17 protein-coding genes are annotated in these 22,854 nt (G+C 60.1%); 8 read left to right on the forward strand and 9 right to left on the reverse strand.

Annotation, left to right across the window (positions count from 1 at the left end; genetic code table 11):
* Window positions 1-2: 2 nt before the first annotated feature.
* The 3 genes from ACQK2L_RS17220 to ACQK2L_RS17230 are packed head-to-tail and all read right to left on the reverse strand — an operon-like array spanning window position 3 to window position 3,421.
* The gene (locus tag ACQK2L_RS17220) at window positions 3-1,271 is read right to left on the reverse strand and encodes a tetratricopeptide repeat protein (RefSeq protein WP_425398268.1); all 1,269 of its coding nucleotides are present in this window, start codon (window positions 1,269-1,271) and stop codon (window positions 3-5) included.
* Window positions 1,268-2,062 (reverse strand): tetratricopeptide repeat protein, encoded by a 795-nt coding sequence (locus ACQK2L_RS17225; RefSeq protein WP_425398269.1) that lies wholly within the window; start codon window positions 2,060-2,062, stop codon window positions 1,268-1,270. Before ACQK2L_RS17225 ends, ACQK2L_RS17220 begins: the two co-directional genes overlap by 4 nt.
* Window positions 2,063-2,065: 3 nt before the next feature.
* Window positions 2,066-3,421, reverse strand: coding sequence for an AAA family ATPase (locus ACQK2L_RS17230; protein ID WP_425398270.1), 1,356 nt, complete (start codon window positions 3,419-3,421; stop codon window positions 2,066-2,068).
* Window positions 3,422-3,839: 418 nt separating this feature from the next.
* On the opposite strand from ACQK2L_RS17230, the gene ACQK2L_RS17235 reads away from it, so the two are divergent.
* The 3 genes from ACQK2L_RS17235 to ACQK2L_RS17245 all read left to right on the forward strand — a co-directional run bounded on the left by ACQK2L_RS17235 (window position 3,840) and on the right by ACQK2L_RS17245 (window position 9,367).
* Window positions 3,840-5,318 (forward strand): B12-binding domain-containing radical SAM protein, encoded by a 1,479-nt coding sequence (locus tag ACQK2L_RS17235; protein ID WP_425398271.1) that lies wholly within the window; start codon window positions 3,840-3,842, stop codon window positions 5,316-5,318.
* 125 nt (window positions 5,319-5,443) lie between these two features.
* Window positions 5,444-7,162 carry a hypothetical protein gene (locus ACQK2L_RS17240; RefSeq protein ID WP_425398272.1) on the forward strand — a complete coding sequence of 573 codons (1,719 nt, stop codon included), beginning with the start codon at window positions 5,444-5,446 and terminating at the stop codon, window positions 7,160-7,162.
* A 297-nt stretch (window positions 7,163-7,459) separates the two neighbouring features.
* Window positions 7,460-9,367, forward strand: coding sequence for a hypothetical protein (locus tag ACQK2L_RS17245; protein WP_425398273.1), 1,908 nt, complete (start codon window positions 7,460-7,462; stop codon window positions 9,365-9,367).
* Between the two features lie 87 nt (window positions 9,368-9,454).
* Here ACQK2L_RS17245 and ACQK2L_RS17250 read toward each other — a convergent pair whose 3' ends face one another.
* On the reverse strand, window positions 9,455-11,791 hold the full coding sequence (locus tag ACQK2L_RS17250; protein WP_425398274.1) for an alpha/beta hydrolase-fold protein: 2,337 nt from the start codon (window positions 11,789-11,791) through the stop codon (window positions 9,455-9,457).
* 213 nt (window positions 11,792-12,004) lie between these two features.
* Here ACQK2L_RS17250 and ACQK2L_RS17255 point away from each other — a divergent pair, with 213 nt between their 5' ends.
* From ACQK2L_RS17255 to purB, 4 genes are all read left to right on the forward strand, one after another.
* A complete protein-coding gene (locus tag ACQK2L_RS17255) occupies window positions 12,005-12,241 on the forward strand; it encodes a hypothetical protein (protein ID WP_425398275.1) in 237 nt (78 codons plus the stop codon).
* 78 nt (window positions 12,242-12,319) lie between these two features.
* Entirely contained in the window at window positions 12,320-13,726 is a 1,407-nt protein-coding gene (locus tag ACQK2L_RS17260; RefSeq protein WP_425398276.1) for an HD domain-containing protein, read from the forward strand.
* Window positions 13,727-13,731: 5 nt separating this feature from the next.
* A complete protein-coding gene (locus ACQK2L_RS17265) occupies window positions 13,732-14,457 on the forward strand; it encodes a hypothetical protein (RefSeq protein WP_425398277.1) in 726 nt (241 codons plus the stop codon).
* Entirely contained in the window at window positions 14,454-15,878 is a 1,425-nt protein-coding gene (purB, locus tag ACQK2L_RS17270; RefSeq protein WP_425398278.1) for an adenylosuccinate lyase, read from the forward strand. The genes ACQK2L_RS17265 and purB overlap by 4 nt, the downstream gene beginning before the upstream one ends.
* Before the next feature lie 63 nt (window positions 15,879-15,941).
* Here the strand turns inward: purB and ACQK2L_RS17275 are convergent, their stop codons facing one another.
* The 5 genes from ACQK2L_RS17275 to flhA form a co-directional block, all read right to left on the reverse strand.
* Window positions 15,942-16,736 carry a FliA/WhiG family RNA polymerase sigma factor gene (locus tag ACQK2L_RS17275; RefSeq protein ID WP_425398279.1) on the reverse strand — a complete coding sequence of 265 codons (795 nt, stop codon included), beginning with the start codon at window positions 16,734-16,736 and terminating at the stop codon, window positions 15,942-15,944.
* 101 nt (window positions 16,737-16,837) lie between these two features.
* Entirely contained in the window at window positions 16,838-17,074 is a 237-nt protein-coding gene (locus tag ACQK2L_RS17280) for a hypothetical protein (RefSeq protein ID WP_425398280.1), read from the reverse strand.
* Window positions 17,075-17,354: 280 nt separating this feature from the next.
* Window positions 17,355-17,957: a hypothetical protein gene (locus ACQK2L_RS17285; RefSeq protein ID WP_425398281.1), complete on the reverse strand. Its 603-nt coding sequence runs from the start codon at window positions 17,955-17,957 to the stop codon at window positions 17,355-17,357.
* 37 nt (window positions 17,958-17,994) lie between these two features.
* Window positions 17,995-19,143, reverse strand: a complete 1,149-nt coding sequence (gene flhF / locus ACQK2L_RS17290; protein ID WP_425398282.1) for a flagellar biosynthesis protein FlhF — start codon at window positions 19,141-19,143, stop codon at window positions 17,995-17,997.
* 31 nt (window positions 19,144-19,174) lie between these two features.
* Entirely contained in the window at window positions 19,175-21,283 is a 2,109-nt protein-coding gene (gene flhA, locus ACQK2L_RS17295) for a flagellar biosynthesis protein FlhA (protein ID WP_425398283.1), read from the reverse strand.
* A 269-nt stretch (window positions 21,284-21,552) separates the two neighbouring features.
* On the opposite strand from flhA, the gene mdh reads away from it, so the two are divergent.
* Window positions 21,553-22,497, forward strand: coding sequence for a malate dehydrogenase (gene mdh, locus ACQK2L_RS17300; protein WP_425398284.1), 945 nt, complete (start codon window positions 21,553-21,555; stop codon window positions 22,495-22,497).
* Window positions 22,498-22,854 lie beyond the last annotated feature (357 nt).

Raw genomic sequence — 22,854 nt, forward strand, 5'->3', positions numbered from 1 at the left:
GTTTACCGCTTCCACCGCTGTGTGGCCAGGATGTTCGTGCCGATCAGCGTACCCGGGATGGAAAACACAAGAATCTGAAAGAGCAACGAGAGTAGCCCTTCAGGCAGGGAGAGCGGCGTGAATTCATGCAGGCCGGCTAACAGGCTAGCGAGTGCCAGTCCCGCCGCAGCGCCCTGCAGGATGCGCCTTGGTTTGGTGGGTTCGAACTTGAAACTCATTGCCAGCGCCAATCCCGGCGAGCCGATGAGAATTGCGAACAGCGCATACACATCTTGCCCAGTGCTAAAGTAAGCGCCGAGCAATGCCGTTACCAGCAGCACCAGAGTCGTTACGATGGCGCCCTCGCGCTTCTCCTGCCCCGTGAGCGCCAGGCGGCCAAAGGGGTGCAGCAATAGCGCCGTATCGGCCAGCGGCTTGGCAAACCAGGTAGCTAGGGCGAATAGGGAGTACAGAATCAGAAATGGCGCAATAAACGGTGCAACCGAAGGATTATCGGCCGCCACGCCGCGCAGCACGCGGTAGATCACATACAAGCCAATGATGATGCCCCACTGCGCGCCGGCCGCCTTGGTTTGCATCCAGATGAAGTAATTCAGCACCCAGCGGTAGAACGGCACCTTGGCTTTGAGTGTCTCGAGCACACCCACTCGCGCGATTTCCAGTTCCGGATCGAGCCGCAGCGCTTCGCGGAAGTGCAACTCCGCTTCCTTTAACTCACCCCGCTGCAGATGCGTCCAACCCAGGTTGGAGTGGGAGTAGGGATCGTCGGGATCGAGTTCCAAGGCCTGCCGCAACTCTTGCGTGGCCGTGTGCGTATCGCCTTTGGCGCGGCGGGCGTGCGAGCGAACGTTGATCGCTTCGACGTGCTCCGGATCGATCGCCAGGGCCGCCTCGCAATCGGCGAGCGCCTTGTTCCACTTCTTCATTTGCGAGTAGATCGTCGCCCGCGTCGCGTAGTAGTCGGCGTTATGCGGAGAGAGTTCGATGGTCTCGTCGATGGTCTTCAGCGCGGTCGGCAGGTCGTTCCGCGCCAGCTGGATGCGGGCCACTAGATGCCGGATATCGGCGGAGTCCGGCGCCAAAGCCAGCGCCTGCTGGCCCAGCTCCTCAGCCTTGGCAAAGTCGTCCTGCGCGGCCTTGCAAGCTCCGAGCAACGCATACGCCCACGGCTCGTGCGGATCGACCTGCAGCGCCATCCCCAACTCCCGCTCCGCATCGGCGTAGCGAGAGCGTTGGTAGAGCATCTGGGCGCGTTGGATGTGTGGGTTCACCGAAAGTAACTGTCCTTTATAACCAGGAAGGCTAGGGTAATAACTGCAACCCAAAATAGCCAATACTGAAGAAGCACCTTGTAGAATACGAATTCCGGAACACTGCGATAATACTGCCAGGCTTCTCGCCAACTGGAATTAAGCAGCAATTCGCGAGCTGAACTATAATTCGCATCAACCCTCAGTGCGGTTTTGAGAGTGTTTACTGCCGACTTTCTTCTCCCTGAGCCTCTTTGAACCAGCCCAAGGTTAGTGAGACTTTCAACATGCTCAGGCATAATGGCCAATGATTGGAGATAGCATTGCTCTGCCTCGGCATTACGCGAGAGCCTGGAGAGTGCATTACCCTTGGCATTCAAAGCATTTACATTCCTCGGATTCAAAGCAAGGGCCGCGTCCGCGGCCTCAATCGCCTCTCGGGGTCGCAGTGCATACACAAGCAAATACGCCAGTACTGCATGTGCTCCACTGTTGGTAGGCGCTAGTTCAATCGCGGAGTTTGCAGCCTCAACTCCCTGGTCGTAAGACTTCAATTCAAGGTGAACATAGGCCAAGCCAACAAAGGAACTGGCATGGCAAGGATCAAGTTCCAGGGCACGGCAGAAGTGGGGCAGCGCATCACGCTCACGATCCAGTTGCCTGAGGCTTTCTGCCAGGTAGTAGTATGCAAGTGCGTTATTCGGTTCTGCGGCGATGCCGTTCTCTGCACATCTCACGGCCCGTTCGTAATTCCCTGCGCTCATCGCCACGGATGCCTTGTGAAACCACGATTGGATAGAGCTGCTCGACATACTCTACTTCTCCAACCACTTCAGCACGTCGTCGTACAAACCGCCTTGGTTGGCGTAGAGGGCGTAGTTGCGGGCCGACGAGAACCACTCCTGGGTTGTTGGGCGGTGCGACTTGGCGGCTCGTTGTAGGTCCTTGCCGGTGATCGGCTGGGGTGGACCGCCTTTTTTGATCGACTCGGTGAGCTTCGCTTCGATCGCCAGGTCGAGGATCGCCTTCAGGTCGGCGCCTGAGTACTTGGGCGTTTTTTTTGCCAGGTAGTTGTAGTCGATGTCGCGCGTCGGTTTGTCCTGGCAATGCAGCTTCAGAATGTCGGCGCGGGCGGGCTCGTCGGGCGGAGGGACGAACAGCACGCGGTCGAACCGCCCCGGTCGGCGGAATGCCGGGTCGACGTGCCACGGTGCGTTCGTCGCGGCCAGCACCAGGACTCCGTCGTTGGAATGTTCGGCGCCGTCAAGTTCCGCCAGGAACTGATTGATCAATTGCCGGGCCGAGCCGCTGTTCATGTCGGATCGCTTGCCGCCCAACGCGTCGACTTCGTCGAAGAACAGCACGCACGGGGCGTTACTGCGTGCTTGCTCGAACACCTGGTGCAATCGCTTCTCGCTGTTGCCAATCCACATGTCCAACACGTCGTTGATGCCGATCGAGATGAAACCTGCGTCGATCTCGCCGGCGGTCGCCCGGGCCAGGTAAGTCTTTCCGCAACCGGGCGGTCCGTACATCATGATGCCGCCGCCGAGCGACTTGCCGTACGCCTTGTAGACCTCGGGGTGCTCGAGCGGATAGATGATCTTGACGCGGATTTCCTCCTTCAACTGCGACATGCCGCCCACGTTGTCGAAGCGAACTTTTGGGCGTTCCAGTTCGGTGTCGAACTCGTCGTCGCCACCTACCGCGCGGCCGCGTACCCGACCTTCGAATACTTCGTCTTGCGGTTCCTGATACCCGCCAGGCGAGACGCCCAGTCGCGTGGTGAGTTCGTCGTCGGCCGCATCGGGATCGATCTCGAGCGCCTGCTTGTACCGCGCCACTGCGTCCTCGATATGCCCTTCACCGAGCAGCAACCGCGCGTACAGCACGCACGCGGTGGCCGGCGGGCTGGGCCGATCGACAAGCGATTCGAGAATCACCGCCGCCTGACTAGGTCGGCCCGACTGGTAGTAGGCATCGGCCAGAGCAAGCTCGAGGTCCGCGTCGCTGGACGCACCTTCCAGCAGCTTGCGATATTCGTCCACGGCTTCGTCGTACCGCGCAAGGCTGGCCAGCGTGTCGGCCAGATGGCGGCGCAGGGGAGCGTTGTCGGGCGTCACGGCCAGGGCCGCGCGGAGCGGGGCGACGGGATCGGATTCGGGGGGCATCTTCAGCGGTTCCGTAACAGATAGCGTGATGAAAACACGTCCGATTCTACCCGCGCGCAGCGGCAAATGCGAACAGGGACCCGCACGTCCATAATTGCAAGGACCTGGTGCAAGTTGCTGGAGTGTTCACCGCGGATTTTCCTGGGCCGAGTCCCCCACCTTGCGCAGTTGCAGCGACTTCTCACGCCGAGGGGACAAGTGTGCTGATTTGCAACACAAGGTTCCGTTGTGTTGTGCGTCGACGACACAGGTTGTGTGCGAGTTGGCGCTTGGCGATTGAACGCGCTTGACAAGGCAAACCATTCTCTCTCGCTCCACTTCATAGGCAGCGGTAGACTCGAAGTTTGGCCGCTTCGAATGCAACTCAACTCGATGTGCACGGACGGCAGCAAGGAAGATCACGCCTGAGGAACAGTCCATGCGAGCATTGCTCATAGCACCCGAGTTTCCCGACACGTTCTGGTCGTTTCGATACGCTCTGCGCTTCGTGCGTAAACGAGCGTCGTTTCCGCCATTGGGACTACTCACGGTAGCCGCCATGTTGCCGCGCGAGTGGCAGTTGCGAGTCGTCGACACGAACGTCGGCACACTATCCGACACCGATCTTGCGTGGGCCGACACGGTGTGGATTGGTGGAATGACCATCCAGAAAGAGTCGGCGCTAAAGATTCTCAATCGCTGCCAGGAGTCGGGGGTGCGGACCATTGTTGGTGGGCCGATGGCCACATGTGAGCCGGAGTTGTTTGCCGCGGCCGATCACCTGGTGCTGAACGAAGCCGAAGTGACTTTGCCCCCGTTCCTCGAGGCACTCGAGGCGGGCAAGGCGGAGCGGGTATACCAGAACGAAGCGAAGCCCGATCTCACCACGTCGCCTACACCGCGGTGGGATCTGATTCAGATGAAGCACTACGCCTCGATGAGTCTGCAATTCAGCCGAGGCTGTCCCTACGATTGCGATTTCTGTAACGTCACAGCTCTGTTAGGAAAACGGCCACGCACAAAGCAACCGAGGCAAGTGATTGCAGAACTCGACGCGCTGTACGACGCCGGTTGGCGCGGGGCGGTGTTCTTTGTGGACGACAATTTGATTGGCAACCGCCGCGAGGTGCGCAAACTGCTGCCCGAAGTAACCGCCTGGCGTCAAGGCAAACGCCCGCTGCCACTGTACACCGAGTCGACCATCAACCTGGCGGACGACGAGCCTTTGCAGCAGGCGATGGTGGACGCCGGGTTCGATACGATCTTCGTCGGCATCGAAACGCCCGACGAGGTGGGCCTTTCGGAGTGCAACAAGGCGCAAAACTGTAAGCGAGATCTCGAGGCCGATGTCCGCAAACTGCACCGCGCCGGCCTGCAGGTTCAAGCGGGCTTTATCGTTGGCTTCGATACCGACACCGCTTCGATCTTCCAGCGGCAAATCGACTTTATCCAGCGCAGCGGTATCGTTACCGCGATGGTGGGGCTGCTGCAAGCACCGGTCGGCACCCGGTTGTACGAAACGCTGCAAGCCCAAGGGCGGGTGCTGACGAACATGACGGGCGACAACGTCGATGGCTCGACTAACGTGCTGACCAAGATGCCCATCGAACTCCTGAAGAGCGGTTACCGGCGGATTATGGACACGATCTACTCGCCGGAGACCTACTATCAGCGGGTGAAGCAATTCCTGAGCGACTACAAGCCGCCGGCCACTCCGCCACGGTTCGGTTGGTCGCAATTCACCACACTGCTGCGCAGCATGTGGGGCTTGGGCGTGGTAAGCCGCGGCCGCTTTCACTACTGGCGGTTGTTGGGTTGGACCGTCACTCGGCGGCCCCAGCACTTCGCCCTGGCGGTACGGCTGTGGATCTATGGGCACCACTTCCGCGAAGTCTGCCGTCTACGGCTGACAACGTAGAGTGGTCGTGGAGGCGAGTGTGCCTCCGAGGGTGTTGCTATATTTTCGTCATATTGGACGACAGCATGGGGATGCGCCTATAATTCGAACCGCGTAGGACAAGCAATCTGGACCGCGGGAACTATATGGCCAACCGCAAATCGCTTGGGGGTGTGATCCACACCTACCAGAAATACGACCCGGTGCGGTTCCCCAGTCCCACCGAACCGCCGCCCGACCTGGTGAGCAGTGCCTTCGAGCACATGCTGATGTTCGGCGAGCGGCGCGAGCTGACCGAGGCGGAACTCGCCCGCGCGGTGCGTCTCGACCCCAGCCAAATCGCCAACCTGGGGCCCAGCATCGACGCGCTGCGCGCGATGCTTGAAGAGCGCAAGCGGAAGATTCTCGCCAAGTACGAAACTCGCAAAGTGCTGAAGCGGGCGCGCAAAGCGTTTGCCAACGCGGCCGCCGACGCCCGGCCTCCCAGCGAGCACGCCGAACGATTCCACCAAGCTGTGTTTACGGAGCAACTTCGCGACTTGGAACGTCTGTGGTACACGGCCGAAGGCGACAACTCGCCCTTCGCCCGGCAGATGATGCACCTGATCGAGCGCTTGGGCGACAAGTACCAGGTGGACGAACTCGCGTCGAAGTACGAATTTACCGGCCACGAGACAATGACCGTGCCGCAGGCGTTGGAGGTCAAGGACGAGCTGGAGAAGATCGACGAACTCTTGCGCCAGCTGGAGGAAGCCGCCGAGACGGCGCAGATTGGCATAATCGACCTGGAGATGCTCAGCGAGTTTGCCGAGCCGGGCGACGTGAGCCAATTGAGCGCACTGCAGCAGCAAGTTCAGGACTACCTGCGCGAGATGGCCGAGCGGCAAGGACTCGAACAGTCGGGTGGCACGTTCCGCCTGACGCCGCACGCCTATCGCGTGTTCCAAGGCAAGTTGCTCGAGCGGTTGTTCAGCGAGATCGATGCCTCCCGCACCGGGCGTCACCAGGGCGACATCGTCGGCGAAGGTGCCGTTGAACTGCACAGCACCAAGCCGTTCGAGTTCGGCGATTCGGTGGCGAACATGGATGTCGTCGGAACTTTTACCAACGCGCTACTTCGCCACGGATCGCAGCAAGGCAGCGAGCTAAAGAAGACGCTGCGCCTGAAGTCTGAGGACATCGAAATTCACAAGACTCGCAACACACCGAAGTGTGCCACGTGTGTTGTGATGGACATGAGCGGCTCGATGCGCTACGACGGTCAGTACATCAACGTCAAGCGGATGGCCTTGGCCTTGCAGGGACTGCTGCGGAGTGAGTACCCGGGCGACTACTTATCGTTCATCGAGATGTACAGCTTTGCCAAGACCGTCGAGCCGGGCAAAGTGGTGAACCTGATGCCCAAGCCGGTGACGATCAGCAACCCAGTGGTGCAACTCGGGCTGGATATGAGTCGCGAAGACATCAGCGAGCAAATGGTGCCGCCCCACTTTACGAACATCCAGCACTCGCTGTCGCTCGCCCGCAGGCTGCTCGCCGCGCAGGACACGCCGAACCGTCAGGTCGTGCTGATCACCGACGGATTGCCGACGGCACACTTCGAACAGGAAGTCCTCTACCTGCTCTACCCGCCCGACCCCCGCACCGAAGCGGCCACGCTGCGCGAGGGACTCTTATGCAAGCGTGAGGGCATCACGATCAACCTGTTTCTGCTACCCAGTTGGTCGCAGACCGAAGAGGATGTCCGGTTCGCCTACCGGCTGGCAGAATCGACCACTGGGCGGGTGTTTTTTACCGCCGGCACCGATCTCGACCGGTACGTGGTATGGGACTATTTGTCCCGCAGGCGGGAGATTCTGGGCTAATTGCGACTGGGCGGCCGCCGGGGCAATACGAATTCCGCAATCGCTATGGTTACGCTATATTGGGCACCTTACCATGGCGGCGTCGTGTCGGAGGATGGTGGAACCAGGTAATCCGGTTAACCCAGCGCGATTCGTAGAGAAATGGCAATCTTTCAGCAGCTATCAGCCGAAATAAATGAAGAGGCGGAGGTCTATATGGATCGCGGCGTTCAGTCGTCTTCGCCTACCAGGAACAGAGCATCGGGAAGCGGCATCCCGGTGAGCGGAGCAACCCAATTCGGCGGGAGGGGTTCGAACGTGAATCGAGCGATCACCATTGGTACGACATTAGTAAGCGCTTGCCTCTTAATCTCAACGGCGTGCGACTTGCACGCGGCGGTTCCCAACAGCGAAAAGTTGCTGCCAGCGACAACGGTCGCTTATGTCAGCATTGCCGACCCAGTGCAGCTGGAAGATAAGTTCGATCGCACGCAAGTCGGGCAGTTCGCGCAGGACCCAAGCCTCAAGCCATTCATCGACCATCTGAAAGAGACCATTCCCGAGCGGTTGGGCGACATCAAGAACCGCGTGGGCATTTCGCTGGATGATCTCAAGGCGGCCGCCGGTGGCGAAATGGCTTGGGCCATTGTCGCTCGACAGCAGGGACGCGCCGCGTCGGTGCTGTTGGTCGACACCACGGGCAAAGCAGCCGAGCGTGATGCAGTGATCGCGAAGATTGACAAGTACCTGCTGGAACTCAAAGCGAAGAAGTCGACACAGGACACCGCGGGCGTAGCCATCACCAAGTACGACATCCCGCCGCAGGACGACGACCAGGCGCGCACCGCTGCATACTTTGTTCATGACGACCTGTTGTGCGTTGCCGACAACAGCAATGCCGTGGCCGAACTGGCTGGCCGTTTGGTTGCCGCGCCACAGGACGACTTGGGCTCTTCCGAAGCCTACACGGCTGTGATGGGCAAGTGTCACAACGAAGCGACTGGTAGCGCCGACATTCGCTGGTACATCCAGCCGTTCCCGCTGGTCGATGCCCTGCGCACCATCCGCCCGCGTCAGCGGGAAGGGGAGGATCGGGCAATGCAGCTTCGCGGGCAGGGATTCGACGCCGTGAAGGGCATCGGAGGGCTGGTTCAGGTGGCCGCCGATCCGAAGTACGACTTCATCCACCGCACCGCCATCTACGCCCCGCCAGTGCCGGGCGCGCCGGACGGCAAGCGTTACCGCCTGGCGATGAACATCTTTCAAACACCCAACCGCGCGCCACTCGATTTGCACGGGTGGACACCGCGGATGATCGCTCGCTACTCGACGGTCAACATCGATCTGTTAAACGCGTTCGACAACTTTGGCACGCTGTTCGACACGATGATCGCCGGCTACGAAGGGGCATTCGAGACCGCGATGAAGCGGTTCAAAGAAGATCCGTTCGGCCCGGAGATTGACTTCCGCAACGAGATCATCGCCTGCCTGGGGTCCCGCATTTGTGCGATGACCGACTACACGCTGCCGATCAACACCGATAGCGAGCGGTTCCTGGTCGCGATAGAGGTCAAACCCAACAAGGAAGAGACGCTTAAGGCTGCGCTCGGCAAGTACCTGGAGAAGGACGACTACATCTTGAAGCCGATGGAAAATCGCGACGTCTGGGAGTTTCAGCCCGAGGAAGAAGAGGTATTCGACCTCGACGGTCTGCAGGATGGTGGGTTGTTGCCCCCGGACGCCGTGGAGGAGGAAGAAGAGCGATTGCTCACTCGTTCAGCAGTGTGCGTCGATGGCGGCCAGTTGTTCATCGCCTCCGACGTGGAGTTCTTGCGTCTGGCGTTTAAGCAAGCGGCCGAGAACGAGTCGTTGGCCAACAGTTACGACTACAAGGCCGTGGCGGCTGCTCTGTCGAGCCTGGCGCCGAATAAGGAGTGCAGTTGGTCGTTCACTCGCACCGACGAAACGCTCCGCCCGACCTACGCGTTGTTGCGCGAAAACCGTTTGCCGCAAGGCGAGTCGTTCTTCGCTCGCCTACTCAACGAACTGTTGACCCCGCCCGAGGATCAGAAGAACCAGTTGCTCCGCAAGCAAAAACTCGACGGCAGCAACCTGCCCAGCTTCGAGCTGGCTCGCCGCTACTTCGGTCCTTCGGGCCGGAGCATTCGCGCCGACGAAGACGGCTGGCTCATCACGGGTGTGTTGCTGAACAAGGGCGAGAACTGAGCCTGGTACCTGTGACAAGCTCCGCGCTCGTTTTGGCAGGAACCGCGCGCCGTAACTGCACAAGCTTGTTACGGCCTACGTAAGCGGCTACGGCGAGGTGATCTTCGCCCAGTACGGGCGTTGGCGGTCGCCGCGGGTGCGGGCGTCTTCCAGCAGTACTCCCAGGTCGGGGCGTACCATGCGATCGCGAGGGCCGATCCGCCGGCCGTTGAGTTCTACCTGGATGGGCTTGTCGAAATCGATGATCTCGGGGCTCAGCCACACGGTGGTTCGCTCCGCCTGATGGAACACGGCGAGCTTATTGTTGTCGTATTCGCGGCCGCGAATTTGTGTCGCCCTCTTCCGCCGCTTCAAAGACCAGACGGCCGGATCGACCATCGAATGCTCTGGCAAACCCTCCAGCTCGATCCACCAGAAGAAGTTGTCCCATGGCCGCATGCTGCGGCACTCGATCTCTTTGGGCGGTGGTCGGCGCTTGCGACGATTCATCCAATCAAACAGTCGCAGGATCTCGTCCTGGTAGGGCTCGTACCCGCGTCCTCGGTACTCCACCAGCGTGGCGGGGATGCTTGGCCGCAGGTAGAGGTCGTATTGCGTGGCATTGTGCTCGATGTTGTCTCCATCGAGTTCGCCATCGACGAAGTACCAATCGACGTACTTGGCGTGGTCGCGGTAGTGCTTGACGTACTTGTCGGCCCTGGCAAGGAACGGAATCACGCCGGCCCACATGTCGGGGTGCGACAGGCCAATATCCCAGGCCGCATCCCCCCCTGCCCCATGGCCCGTCAGGAACACGCGATCGGTGTCGATCGAGAATCGCCGCATGGCGTCGCGTAGCGTGCCGAGCACTGCCTGGTGCTCGCGGAGCGTGTACTCGTAGTCGGCCTGGTGCGGCTCCATCCAGTCCAAGGCGATTACTATGTAGCCATGCCGCATCGCATGCCCGATGCGCCCCACGGTAGGATGCTCACCGCCGGCCCAGTAGTCGAGTTGAAGCTCGGGACGATAGCCGTGGCCATTGAGCGTGAGGATCGTGGGATAGCTCCGCAATGGATCGTAGTCGGGAGGCAGTTGCACGAGGTAGCGAACCGGGCCGCTGGGTGGCGCGAGTTCCACACCAATCTCGTAGTACCGCACGCCGCGCTGGGCCCCTTCGGGCACGGGCTGGGGCGGTTTCACCAGCTTCAGAATCTGTGCCACACGCTCGGGCGTGCCCCCTTCCAGGTCGCGAATCTCCGCCAGGATTTGCGCTCGACGAGCGGCTTGTTCCTCGCGCAGGTACTCGAGCACTTTGTTGCGCACCTGCATTAGCGACGACGCCACTGCGAAATTGTCGGTGGCTTCCGTTGCTCCCAGCAGCCAGCCGCTCATCGCCAGGGACACTTTGTCTTCCGGCGTCAGTGTGTCGTCGTTCACCAATTGCAGGAATGCAGCGCCGCGATCGAGCGTGCTATAGGACAAGTCGCTCTTCACTTCCTCCATGAACACCTTGGCCAACTCGGCGTGCCCGGCGTCTTCGATCTTGCCGACTTCTTCTTCGAGTCGGGTGAAGTACAACTCGCGCCGGGCGGCCAGTTGCTCGTACTCGTTGAGCACCTGACGCACCTGCTGCAATGTCTCGCCAGCGACTTCTTCGGCGGGGAAATTCGGCAGCAGCGTCTGCACCAGATTGTCTTGCCCCGCCTGGCGTCGCATCTCCAACTCCTTCAAGATGCTTCTGGCGGCCAGCTGTCGCAATTGGCGAAGGTTGTCCTTGAGTTCGTCGCGATCCGGGAAGTCGGCCAGTACTTCTTGGAGTTCCTTGCTTGCCTCGGGGTAGCGTTTGGCCTGCAGGTAGAGCTGCACGATCTGCAGCCGCCCTTCGTAGTCGTTGTCGTCGATCAGCTGGTGCAGCATGGCCGTAAGCTGATCGCGAGGAACCGAGCTGGTCGCCAGCCGCATGTCCCACTGCACTGGGCGCCGTGCCCCGGTGAGCCCTTCGATGCGAACATACAGCGGAGTGATTTCCGTGATGCCCTGGATGATCGACAGCGGACCATCGGGCGATTGCATGTGGAACGTCCGGCGTCCGAACGGGTCCCACGGTTCGGCGCCGAGCCGCGGTCCTACGCTGGCCAGGTAGCCACCGTGGTCGGCCACGTTTTGCCACAGGCGGAACCTGACCGTCTTCTCTTCTTCGGTTGGCGGCGTCGGCTGAAGGTCGCGCGTGGCGACGTAGGTCCGCCGCAGTCCGTCGTCGACGATCAGAATGGGCGTTACCTTCACCTCGCCCGCCAGCGGGTTGGGGTCGGTGGGGTCCTCGGCCACGCCTGCCACTTGGACCACTTTGCCGGTGAGCACCCTGCCATCGTTCAGTTGAATGATGGCGCTCCACGCCGGCGAGGCCGACAGTAGCAGGGCGAGCGTTAGCAGGCGGAGTGGCACGGTGGACTTGGGGTTAGGAAACTGGGCACGCCCCGAGGGACGGAGGGGATGCTTTATTCTCGCCCACCGTCGCGGGGGGTCAAACCACAGAATACCACCGGAACTCGTTTGCGGGGCGGGCCGCACCGATTGTGCAGGTTTTCGCGACCAGGGCCGATTATGATAGACTCGGACGTCAGTAGGCAAAATATTCCGCACCCGAGGCCCGCCCCCATGAATCTGCTGCCCACCATCCGCTGGCTGCTCGTGCCGGCGCTGCTCCTGCCCATGCTGGTTGCCGTGTTGTTCGGCCTGATGGGACTCTTGTCCGCCATCGACGACCCAGCCGGCGAAGCGGTGGTCCGTGGCATCGGCATTTTCGTGCTGGCGGTATGGATGGTCAACATCGCGGCGCTAGCCATCGCCGTGGCGGTGCAATTGGTGGTGCGTAACGAAGACGGTGACGAGTAGTCGCCCCGCGCTTGTGTCTTCGCGGCAAGAATCTGCGGGGCTATCCAACCCCAACCTTCATACGCCACAATATGGCTTATGAAGGATCTGCAGCGCGAAAGTTTGTGTCACGACCCTATCCATGGGTACATCCCGTTCCTCTCGGTAGTACCCGAGGGCGAAGTGGCCGAGCGGACGTTGCTCGACCATCCGTGGGTCCAGCGGATGCGGCAGATTCACCAACTGCAGACCGCGTGGTGGGTCTATCCGTCGGCCGAGCATACGCGGTTTCAGCACATCGTCGGCGCGATGCACATGGCCAGTCGCGTGATCGAGCGACTGTACGACAGCTTGGAGGACACCTGCGGTGGCGATGTTCCCAGCCGCGGGTACGTCGAGTGCCTCACCCGCGTCGCCGCACTTCTGCACGACGTCGGGCATGGGCCGTTTGGGCACTTTTTCGACGCCCACTTCCTGAAGGACTACGGGCTGACGCATGAAACGCTCGGCGCGCGGATCATCACCGACCAACTGGGCCAGTTGATCGCCGGAATCCGCGAGTGCCCCAACAGCCGCATGGCCGAAGGCGAGCGGCTGGATCCGCAGCAGGTGGCCATGCTCATCCAGCGGCCCAAAACCAACGACGCCGACCAGCATCCGCGGTGGCTGGTGCTGCTACGCAGCCTGTTCTGCGGTTTGTACACGGTCGACAACATGGACTTCGTGATGCGCGACGCCTACATGTCGGGCTACAGCAATCGCGCGTACGATCTCGATCGACTGCTCCGATACAGCTTCTTCAGCGAGCGTGGCCTCACCATTCACCAGAAAGGCATGAATGCGCTGGTCAAGTTCATGCAAACGAAGAGCGAATTGTTCCGTTCGGTTTACTTCCATCGCACCGTGAGGGCGATCGACAAGACGCTGGGGGATTTGTTCCGCGATAGCCGCGATCTCCTGTTCCCAGGCGATCCGCTTTTGTACCTGGACGACTACCAGCAGTTCACCGAATGGTCGCTGCTGATCGACGTCTCGCGGTGGAGCAAGTCGGATAACCCGCGGGTGCGCGACCTCGGCCATCGGTGGGACAGACTGCTGGAGCGGCAGGTCGACTGGATCACCGTCGAAGACCGCAATCAGACCATCAAAGAAGGCGATAGCGAAGCAGCCAGCGTGTTCAGCGACTCCGGCATTCTCGAGCAGGCCATTCGCAGCAAGTTGCCCGCGGCAATGCAGGAGATCGAGATGCAAATCGACCTGCCGCGACACATCTACCGCCCCGACGCCCTGGCGGCCACCGCGGGACAGAACTTCCAATACAACCCGTCGACCGACAAGGTCTACCCGCTGACCGACGACCAACTGTTCGCCCAACTGCCCATCGCCCACCGCGCGTGCCGCATCTATTTGCGGAAAAACCACACGCCCGACGAAGCTCGAGCCGTTGGCGCGGCGCTCGATGCGATTGTTGGTAGTCGCAGCGAAGATGATCTGACTAATATGTAAGGACAGTGCCACAAGCAATCCGCTACTCCCTGAAGAACTTCCTACTGTTCACCGGACTGGTGGCAGCCGTGGCTGCATTGTACGTGTCTCGCCGGCAGTTGCTGGAGACTGAATCCAAAGCCAACCTGCTCGCCGCGGAAAATGCGAAATACATCGGCCAGCTAAGCATCGAGGATCCCAAGAAACCGCACGCGGTTGCGATTCCCGATCCTCTGCATAACACTCTGCGCTGGCGCTGGAGAGTCTACCTTCCGCCTGAGCGTCAGTACCAAGTCCATTTTCTCGCTTACAGCATACCCGAGAACGGCGACTTCAAGGCCCCTGTCGCCGAGAGTTACCCACGGGGGCGCCTGCAATCGCAAACCATGCCACGGCCTGTAGAACATTCTGGCGAACTTCTCGTGGACCTCGCTATCACTCATTGCTCTGGATTAGACTCACAGGGAAGAGGGTGGTGGCTTGCAATTAACGGCGAGCAGCAAATGGGCGGTGGTTTCAGAGTACCCGAGTTCAGAGGTTTCCCAGACTACGATCTTTCGTTGCAGTCCACCGACACCGCCAAATTCGAAGTCGGCGAACCGATTCCCTTGTTGGTGGCTCGTTACACGAATCACAGTGACAAAGATCGCCCTGGAACCGTGCCTGGATTCGCCCTTGTCCTAGAAGATACAGGCCTTCGCCGGCCACTCAATCAAGACCCGTCAGCACTTACAAATAACAGCAACCCATGAATCACGAACTCTATTCCAACCCCCTGATCACCCGTTACGCTTCGCGGCAGATGGCTTCGATCTGGGGCGACCAGAAGAAATTCAGCACGTGGCGGCGACTGTGGGTCGCGCTGGCCGAGGCTCAGGCGGAATTAGGCCTGCCAATCGCCGAGGCACAGCTCGACGAACTGCGGGCCAAGGTGGACGACGTTGACTTTGTCGCCGCTGCCAGCTACGAGAAAAAACTACGGCATGATGTGTCAGCTCACATTCATGTCTACAAAGACCAATGCTTGCGAGCGGGGGGCATTATTCATCTGGGAGCGACCAGCAACTTCGTAGTCGACAACACCGATCTGATTCTGATTCGCGAGTCGCTCGAATTAGTCCGCGGCCGTCTAGTGTCGGTGATCGACGCCCTGGGCACATTCGCCGCCGAGCACCGCGACTTGGCCACGCTCGGCTTCACGCACCTGCAACCGGCTCAACCGACCACTGTTGGCAAACGAGCCACACTGTGGGCTTACGACTTGGTGCTCGATCTTGAAGAGGTGGAGCATCGACTAGCGACGCTTGCCGCTCGTAGCACCAAGGGAACCACAGGCACGCAGGCCAGCTTCCTGGAGCTTTTCGACGACGATCATGAGAAGGTCGTCAAGCTGGAGAAGCTGGTAGCGGAGAAAATGGGATTCGAGAACATCTACGCGGTCACCGGGCAAACCTACCCGCGGAAGGTCGATCATCAAATCCTCAGCACCCTTTCGGGCATCGCGGCCAGTTGCCACAAGGCGGCCACCGACATTCGCATCCTGGCGCATCGCAAGGAGTTGGAGGAGCCCTTTGAAGAGAAGCAAGTTGGCTCTTCCGCGATGCCCTACAAGCGCAATCCGATGCGCAGCGAGCGTATCTGCGGTATAGCCCGCTTTGCCATGAGTCTGGAATCGAGCGGCGCCGACACACACGCTACGCAATGGATGGAAAGGACCTTGGACGACAGCGCCAATCGTCGCTTGACGCTACCGCAAGCGTTTATGGCCGTGGACGCAATACTATCGATTTATCACAACGTAGCGAGCGGTCTAGTGGTGTACCCGAATGTGGTTGCCAAGCACCTGAACGAAGAGTTGCCGTATATGGCTACCGAGAACTTCATGATGCAGGCTGCCACTGCTGGTGGGGATCGTCAGGAACTGCATGAGAAGATCAGGCAGCATGCCAAAGCAGCGGCTGACGCAGTAAAGAAAGAAGGGAAGGAAAACGACCTCATACAGCGTCTGAAGCAGGATGAGATGTTCTCCGCAGCTGACCTGGATACTCCGATCGATGCCCAAACGCTTGTCGGCCGCGCGCCGCAGCAGGTCGACGCATTCCTGGCCGACGTGGTCGAACCAATCCGCCAGAAGTACGGGGCTGGCGCCGGCGTGGAAGAGCTGCGGGTGTAAACACAAAGAATGCCGCCACGCGATTCGCGTGGCGGCATTTTCGGTTTTGCGTTGTCTGGTGCTTTACGCAGTGGCGCCGAATTCAGGGCGGCGGCGGCCGAGTTGGCCTTGCAGACGGTTGACGATGGCGCTGTGCATCTGGCTCACGCGACTCTCAGAGAGGTCGAGCGTGGCGCCGATTTCCTTCATCGTCAGCTCTTCGTAGTAGTAGAGGATGATGATCAGGCGCTCGTTGCGGTTGAGGCCTTTGGTCACCAGTCGCATTAGGTCGGACTTCTGGATCCGCTTGGTGGGATCCTCGCCCTTCTTGTCTTCAAGAATGTCGATCTCGCGGACGTCCTTGTAGCTGTCAGTCTCGTACCACTTCTTGTTCAGGCTTACCAGGTTCACCGCGTTGGCGTCGGTGATGAGCTTTTCGAGTTCCTTGACGCTGATGCCCATCTGCTCGGCGAGTTCATTCTCGTTGGGCGAACGACCGAGGCGTGCTTCGAGTTGCTTGACCGCTTCGTTCAGCTTGCTGGCCTTGCTACGAACCAAGCGAGGAACCCAGTCCATGGTGCGGAGTTCGTCGAGCATCGCACCGCGAATACGTGGCACGCAGTAGGTTTCGAACTTCACGCCGCGGCTCATGTCGAACGCGTTGATAGCGTCCATCAGTCCGAACACGCCAGCCGAGATCAGATCGTCCAGGTCCACTCCATCTGGAAGTCGCGACCAAATGCGTTCGCCGTTGTACTTCACCAGCGGCAGGTAATTCTCCACCAAGCGATTTCGCAGCATCTTGTTGTCTGGGTCGGCTTTGAACTGCGTCCAGACCTCGGCGATTTCTTCCTTCGATGCGGTGGTCGTCGTGGCCATTCGATCCTCCGTGATTCCACTAACGCGCCACCTCGTGTGGCGCGTGACGGTTTAGGATATGAGATTGGGAGTTGGATAGTATTGGATGACTCGGCGTGGCTTTAGCTTGCCGGTGTTGATGAGTCGGCTTGCACTTGCGATTCGAACTGTTGCCGAACCGCTTGATCGACCGTGGTTTGGGCAATCGTGCCCAGCACAAAGCCGATCACGGCGAAGATTGCCATCGCGGCGATGGCCGAAAGCATGGTGCCCTCGACTCCACCGCTGGCGATCACGCCGCGTGCAAGGGTTACTGCCGCGGCCAGGTAGCCAAGTACACCAGCGTAGGCTCGACCCATGAATCCACCCTGAGGTGCCGTTAAAGTCCGTCCAATTGCGCCATCTTGTTCCACGCAAGCGCGAGATGGCTATGTCGGTGTTTATCGGCATGGGAGGAGTCGGAGTTGAGCCAATCTGCGAAGATCGTTCGTTATGCTTGCGCAGGTCTGGCATCATGGAGTTCGCACATCGGTGCGGCAGAGGAGTATCGTGAGCAAATATCGCTCGGTGAAAAGGAGCCTCGCGGTGAGGCACGTCGCGGAGCACCTAGTGTGCAAAAGCGACAGGGGCTTATAGCCATTATTGCTGGTGCGCTGCAATAGGACTGTGAAGATCGCTGGATGCTATCGGCGCCATCATCAACAACCGCTCGACGAGAGTAGCGATAGCATCAGGATTGCTCTCCGCTGCGCCGCGGAGAATAGTCCGCCCGGCAATGCTGCACAGCAGGAATCGCTGGCATGTCTGTGCGAGTCGTTCTGCTGCTTGTTCAGTGCCCTCTGGCTCTGTGCTGAGGACGACCAATTCCATCGGGGGCAGCGGTGTGTGTTGATGGGCAATCTTCAGCCGCTTGTAGCATTCGACCACCGACTCGTCGTCGCCATGCACCGCGACAATCAGTGCCGAAGCGCGATTCCAGTGTTCGTGGTCGTCGACCTGATAGTCGCCGACAACCTGCACCAGTCGCCAGTCTACCGAGTCAGGCGAGGTGTCGACATCGCCACTGGTGGCCAGGCGGAGGCCGCGGATTGTGCACACCTCGACGATCGCCGAGTGCAACTGCATCGCGTCGGGCGACTCGCTTGGCGCGTAGACCATCAGCAGCGGCGGACCGGTGGCGACAGTGGCTGCGTGCCGGACCGTGCGAACCAACTGACGGAGTTTGGTGGCCTGATCGTCCATCTTGTGGACCTCTTAAGGATGCCCCCACTGTAGATTCTTAGCAAACGGCCGCGGCGCCGAGCATCATGTCGGCCAACGTGCCAGAGTCGGCTACCGAAATGTCGTCCGGCACATTCTGGCCGGTCGTGATGTAGCTGACCGGTAGTGTGCAATCTCGCAGCAGCGTGAGCAAATGTCCGAGGCTCATCGCTTCGTCCAGTTTGGTCAATAGCAGCGAAGTGGCCCCCACCTGGGCGAACTGCCGGGCGGTGTTCACCAGACTCTTGCCTGCGGTAGTTGTGGAAAGCACCAGGTGCACTTCGTCGGCGTTGGCTTCGCCGAGCATCGATTTGAGTTCTTGAATCTGCACTTCGTCCTTGGGGCTGCGACCTGCGGTGTCGAGCAGCACGAGATCGAGCTCGGTCATGCGGGCCACGGCCTCGCGCATCTCACGGGGTGTGGCGACCACTTCCATGGGCAAATCGATGATGTCTGCGTAAGTCCGAAGTTGCTCGACCGCTGCCACGCGATAGGTGTCGACGGTGATCAGGCCGACGCGTTGCTTCTCGCGCAAGCGGTAGTTGGCCGCCAGCTTGGCAATAGTGGTAGTCTTGCCGACGCCGGTGGGTCCCACCAGCGCCACCAGACGTCGTGTGCCGGGTGTCAGTTGAATTGGACCCGACGTGGCAATCTGCCGTTCGATCAAGTCGCGTACCAACCGCCCTTTGCCGGACGTGGCGTGGTCGCCGCCTTCGGCCGTGAGTTGATCGATTAGCTGACGAGCGGTCGCTTCGTCGACATCGGCTTCAATCAGATCGGTGAACGCCTCGAACAAGCCGGGCGGCATCTCGCCGGTGCGAGGCTCGGATTGAGACGAACAAAGCTGCTCGACCATCGAATGCAGGCTGCCAATCTGGCTGGCCAATTCGGAATCCAAGTTGGCCCGATATTGCGCGCGAAAGTCGAGGTCTTCGTGTACCGCGGGAATTGCTTGCTGGGTGCGGGCGGGGGCTTCAACGGCGATGGCGGCTGGCGCCGGCTCGCCGGGCGTGGCAACTACCTCGACTTGTCGCCCCGCCACCAGTCGGCTCAAGAGGCCGCGGTTCACTTCGCGAGTCTGCACCACCGAAGCATCGTTGCCAAACTCACGCCGCACCAGCTCTAGCGCCTGTTGCAGTGTCTTCGCGCGAAACGATTTGAGTTCCATGTTTATCCCGGCCAGTGGAGTGAGGGATTGTCTAAGTTTGTTGTTGTGCCACGTCGGTTACCAATCCATGCGTCACGACGCTAGTGTCGCGAGTGATCTCGTTGAAGCTCAGTACGACCAGTTGCGGCAGGTGGCTTTCGGTCAGTTGCTTCACGGCTGCGCGAATCTGGGGGCTGACCAGCACGACGGGGGTGTGGTTCTCGGTGAGCAGCTTTTCGAGTTCTTGCTTGATCCGCAAGCAGGTGGCTTCCACCGCTTGAGGCGACATGCGGATGAAGAGTCCCCGCTCGTTGTGTTCGGAGCCCGCGCGGATGCGATCTTCCACGGCTGGATCGAGCGCCACGACGTGCAGTTGGTTTTCACTGTCGCGATAGCGGGTGCAAATCTGCCGCGCCAGCCGATGTCGCACGTACTCGGTGAGCAGAATGGGATCCTTCGTTCGCGGCGCGTAGTCGCCGAGTGTTTCGAGGATCAACGCCAGCTGGCGAATCGCAACCTGCTCGCGGAGCAACATCTGCAGAATCGTTTGCACCTCGGCCAGCGACATGGTGCTGGGGATCAGTTCGTCGACTACCGTGGGCGAAACATTCTTGAGTTCGTCGATCAGGTGCTTCGTGGCGTCGCGGGTGAGGATCTCGTCGGCGTGGCGGCGGCACACTTCCGTGAGGTGCGTCGCCAGCACGGCGGCCGGCTCCACCACCGTGTAACCATACAGTTCCGCCTGATCTTGCAGCCCGGGTTGAATCCAACGGGCGTCGGTGCCGAACGCGGGATCCTTGGTGTCGATGCCGTCGATCTTGCCCGAGGTCATGCCCGAGTCGATCGCCAGCAGCAGCCCCGGCTCGATGCTCGCCTGCTCGATCGGCATGTCGGCGATTTTGATGCGATAGTCGTTCTGTTCGAGTCGCATGTTGTCGCGAATGCGGACTTTGGGCATCACCAGCCCAATTTCGGACGCCACGTTGTTGCGTACACGCCCCACGCGGTCCAGCAAGTCGCCGCCGCGGTTGGGATCGGCCAGGCGGATCAGGCCGACGCCGAGTTCGATCTCCATGGGGTCGACCGCCAGGAAGTCCTCGACGCGTTCTTCCTTTTTCTCGACGGCCTTGGCCTCGGCCGCCTCTGCTTGCTTGACTTGTTGGGCTTTCTCGCGTTTGAAGAGCATCTGCGACATACCAAGGCAGGCCGCGCCGAGTCCCAGAAGCGGAATGCGTGGCAAGCTGGTAAACACCAGCACCGCCAGGAACCCTCCCGCCACGGCCATCGCCTGCGGGCGGGAGAAGAGTTGGTCAAGGAACTGCTGCGGCATGTTCGACTTCTGCGTGCTTCGCGTCACGAGCAAACCGGCCGCCAGCGAAATGAGGAACGCGGGCACCTGGCTTACCAGGCCGTCGCCAATCGTGAGTCGAGTGAACAGGCTACCGGCTTCGGACAGCGACATGTGAAGTTCCACCATGCCAATCACCAGACCGCCCACGATGTTGATCACCGTGATCACGATGCCGGCTATGGCATCGCCGCGGACGAACTTACTGGCACCGTCCATGGCTCCATAGAAGTCGGCCTGTTGGGTGATTTCCTCGCGGCGCTGTTGGGCTTCCTTCTCGTCGATGATGCCGGCGTTCAGGTCGGCGTCGATAGCCATCTGCTTGCCGGGCATACCGTCGAGCGCAAAACGAGCCGCAACTTCACTAATACGTGTGGCGCCTTTGGTGATCACCACAAACTGAATCACCACAATGATGATGAAGATAATCAGGCCCACGACGATCTTGCCATCGCCCGCCCCGCCAGCGACGAAGTCGGCGAACGCATTGATCACCCCACCGGCGGCTTCGAGTTTGTCGCTACCTGCGCGGGTGAGGATGAGTCGTGTGGTGGCCACATTGAGCACCAATCGCGCGAGCGTGGTGGCCAAGAGCAGCGATGGAAAGATACTGAAGTCGAGCGGTGTGCGGACGTAGATCGTCGTCAGCAGCACGATCACCGCCACGGTGATGTTGCCGGCTAGCAGTACGTCCATCAGCGCCGGCGGCAGGGGCACCATGATCACCAGCACGCTGGCGATGAACGCCAGCGGCAGAATGAGTTCCTGGCCGCGTCGAAGCCAGTTCGAGATGGAGGGGGAAACGGAAGCCATGTACGAATGAGGATGCCTGCGTGCACGCCGCGAAGGCGCGAAAAGCCACCAGTAAGGGCGGCAGACGTTAGTGAATCAGCAAACGCTTGTCCAGATCGGCCTTGCCGCAAGCGGTGTGCGATGCTGCACACGCAGCGCGCCAGCAATGCAACCCCCACCTGGAGGCTACTTGCGGGGTAAGCCACCGGCGCAGATACTCAACATGTAGGTCGGCAAGCAACCATTGCTAGCCAGCGGTTCGAGTTTCAGAGAGTTGGAGGACAGGGCATATGCGTCGGGCTAAGATCACGATTGTCGGAGCGGGTAATGTAGGCGCCACTTGTGCACATTGGTGCGCTGCAGCCGAACTGGGCGATATCGTATTGCTCGATATTCCGGGCGATTTCGCCGACATGCCCAAGGGAAAAGCCCTGGACCTGATGCAGTCGTCCCCCATTTTCGGGTTCGACTCCACTGTGATTGGCACCAACGACTACGCCGACACCGCAGGTAGCGACGTGGTGGTGATTACCGCGGGTTTGCCTCGCAAGCCGGGCATGAGCCGCGACGATCTGCTAGCTACGAATGCCAAGATCATGACGGCCGTTTGCGAAGAGGTCAAAACCACGAGTCCCGACGCAGTGATCATTGTGGTCAGCAACCCGCTAGACGCCATGGTGCAACGAGCCCTGCAAGTTACGGATTTCCCGCCGCAGCGCGTGATCGGTCAGGCGGGGGTGTTGGACACTGCACGTTACCGAACGTTCCTCGCCATGGAACTTGGCGTCAGCGTGGAAGACATCAGCGCCCTCTTGATGGGTGGCCACGGCGACACCATGGTGCCACTGCCGAGCTGCACCACGGTGGGCGGTATTCCGGTTACTCAACTGATCGACCCGGCGCGATTGGAAGAAATCGTCGACCGCACCCGCAAAGGCGGTGCCGAGATTGTCGGTCTGTTGAAAACTGGCAGCGCCTATTACGCACCAGCCGGCGCAACCGCGCAGATGGTCGAGGCAATTGTTCGCGACAAGAAGCGACTGATCCCATGTGCCGCCTACTGCGACAAAGAGTACGGCGTTGGTGGGTACTATGTGGGAGTTCCCGTCGTGTTGGGAACCGCTGGCGTTGAACGAATTGTGGAATTGAAATTGACAGATTCGGAGTCGGCCGCGTTCCAAAACAGTGTCGCCGCGGTTAAAGAGTTAGTCAGCGCCATGGCAAAACTGGTCTGATGTTTTTACCGCCAAATGGTCGAATTTGGCTGCTAGCATCGCCGTGTTCGAGGCGGCGTTGACATTCTGTAGGCAGTTCGATTAGAGTCATGTTCGTCGCGCAAGACTAGCTTGTGTAATCCTGATTCTTGCTCGATAAAGTAACTCTAAAATTGGCAGGCGGTTGGACTGAAACACCAGTGTCGTGGAGGACTGGACGAGAGGAAACGAATCCACTAGCAGCTAACCCATCCCGAGTATCGCTCGCAACCGCTTCCCCCAGCTGAACAACGGGGGAAGCATCGCTCCCCAATCTGCCCCAGTGGGAGCGGTCGTTGTTGGTGAGCGATCCCCACCCGTTGAACGCGTGTTGCTCAT

Source organism: Aeoliella sp. (assembly GCF_965227375.1).
GTDB lineage: Bacteria > Planctomycetota > Planctomycetia > Pirellulales > Lacipirellulaceae > Aeoliella.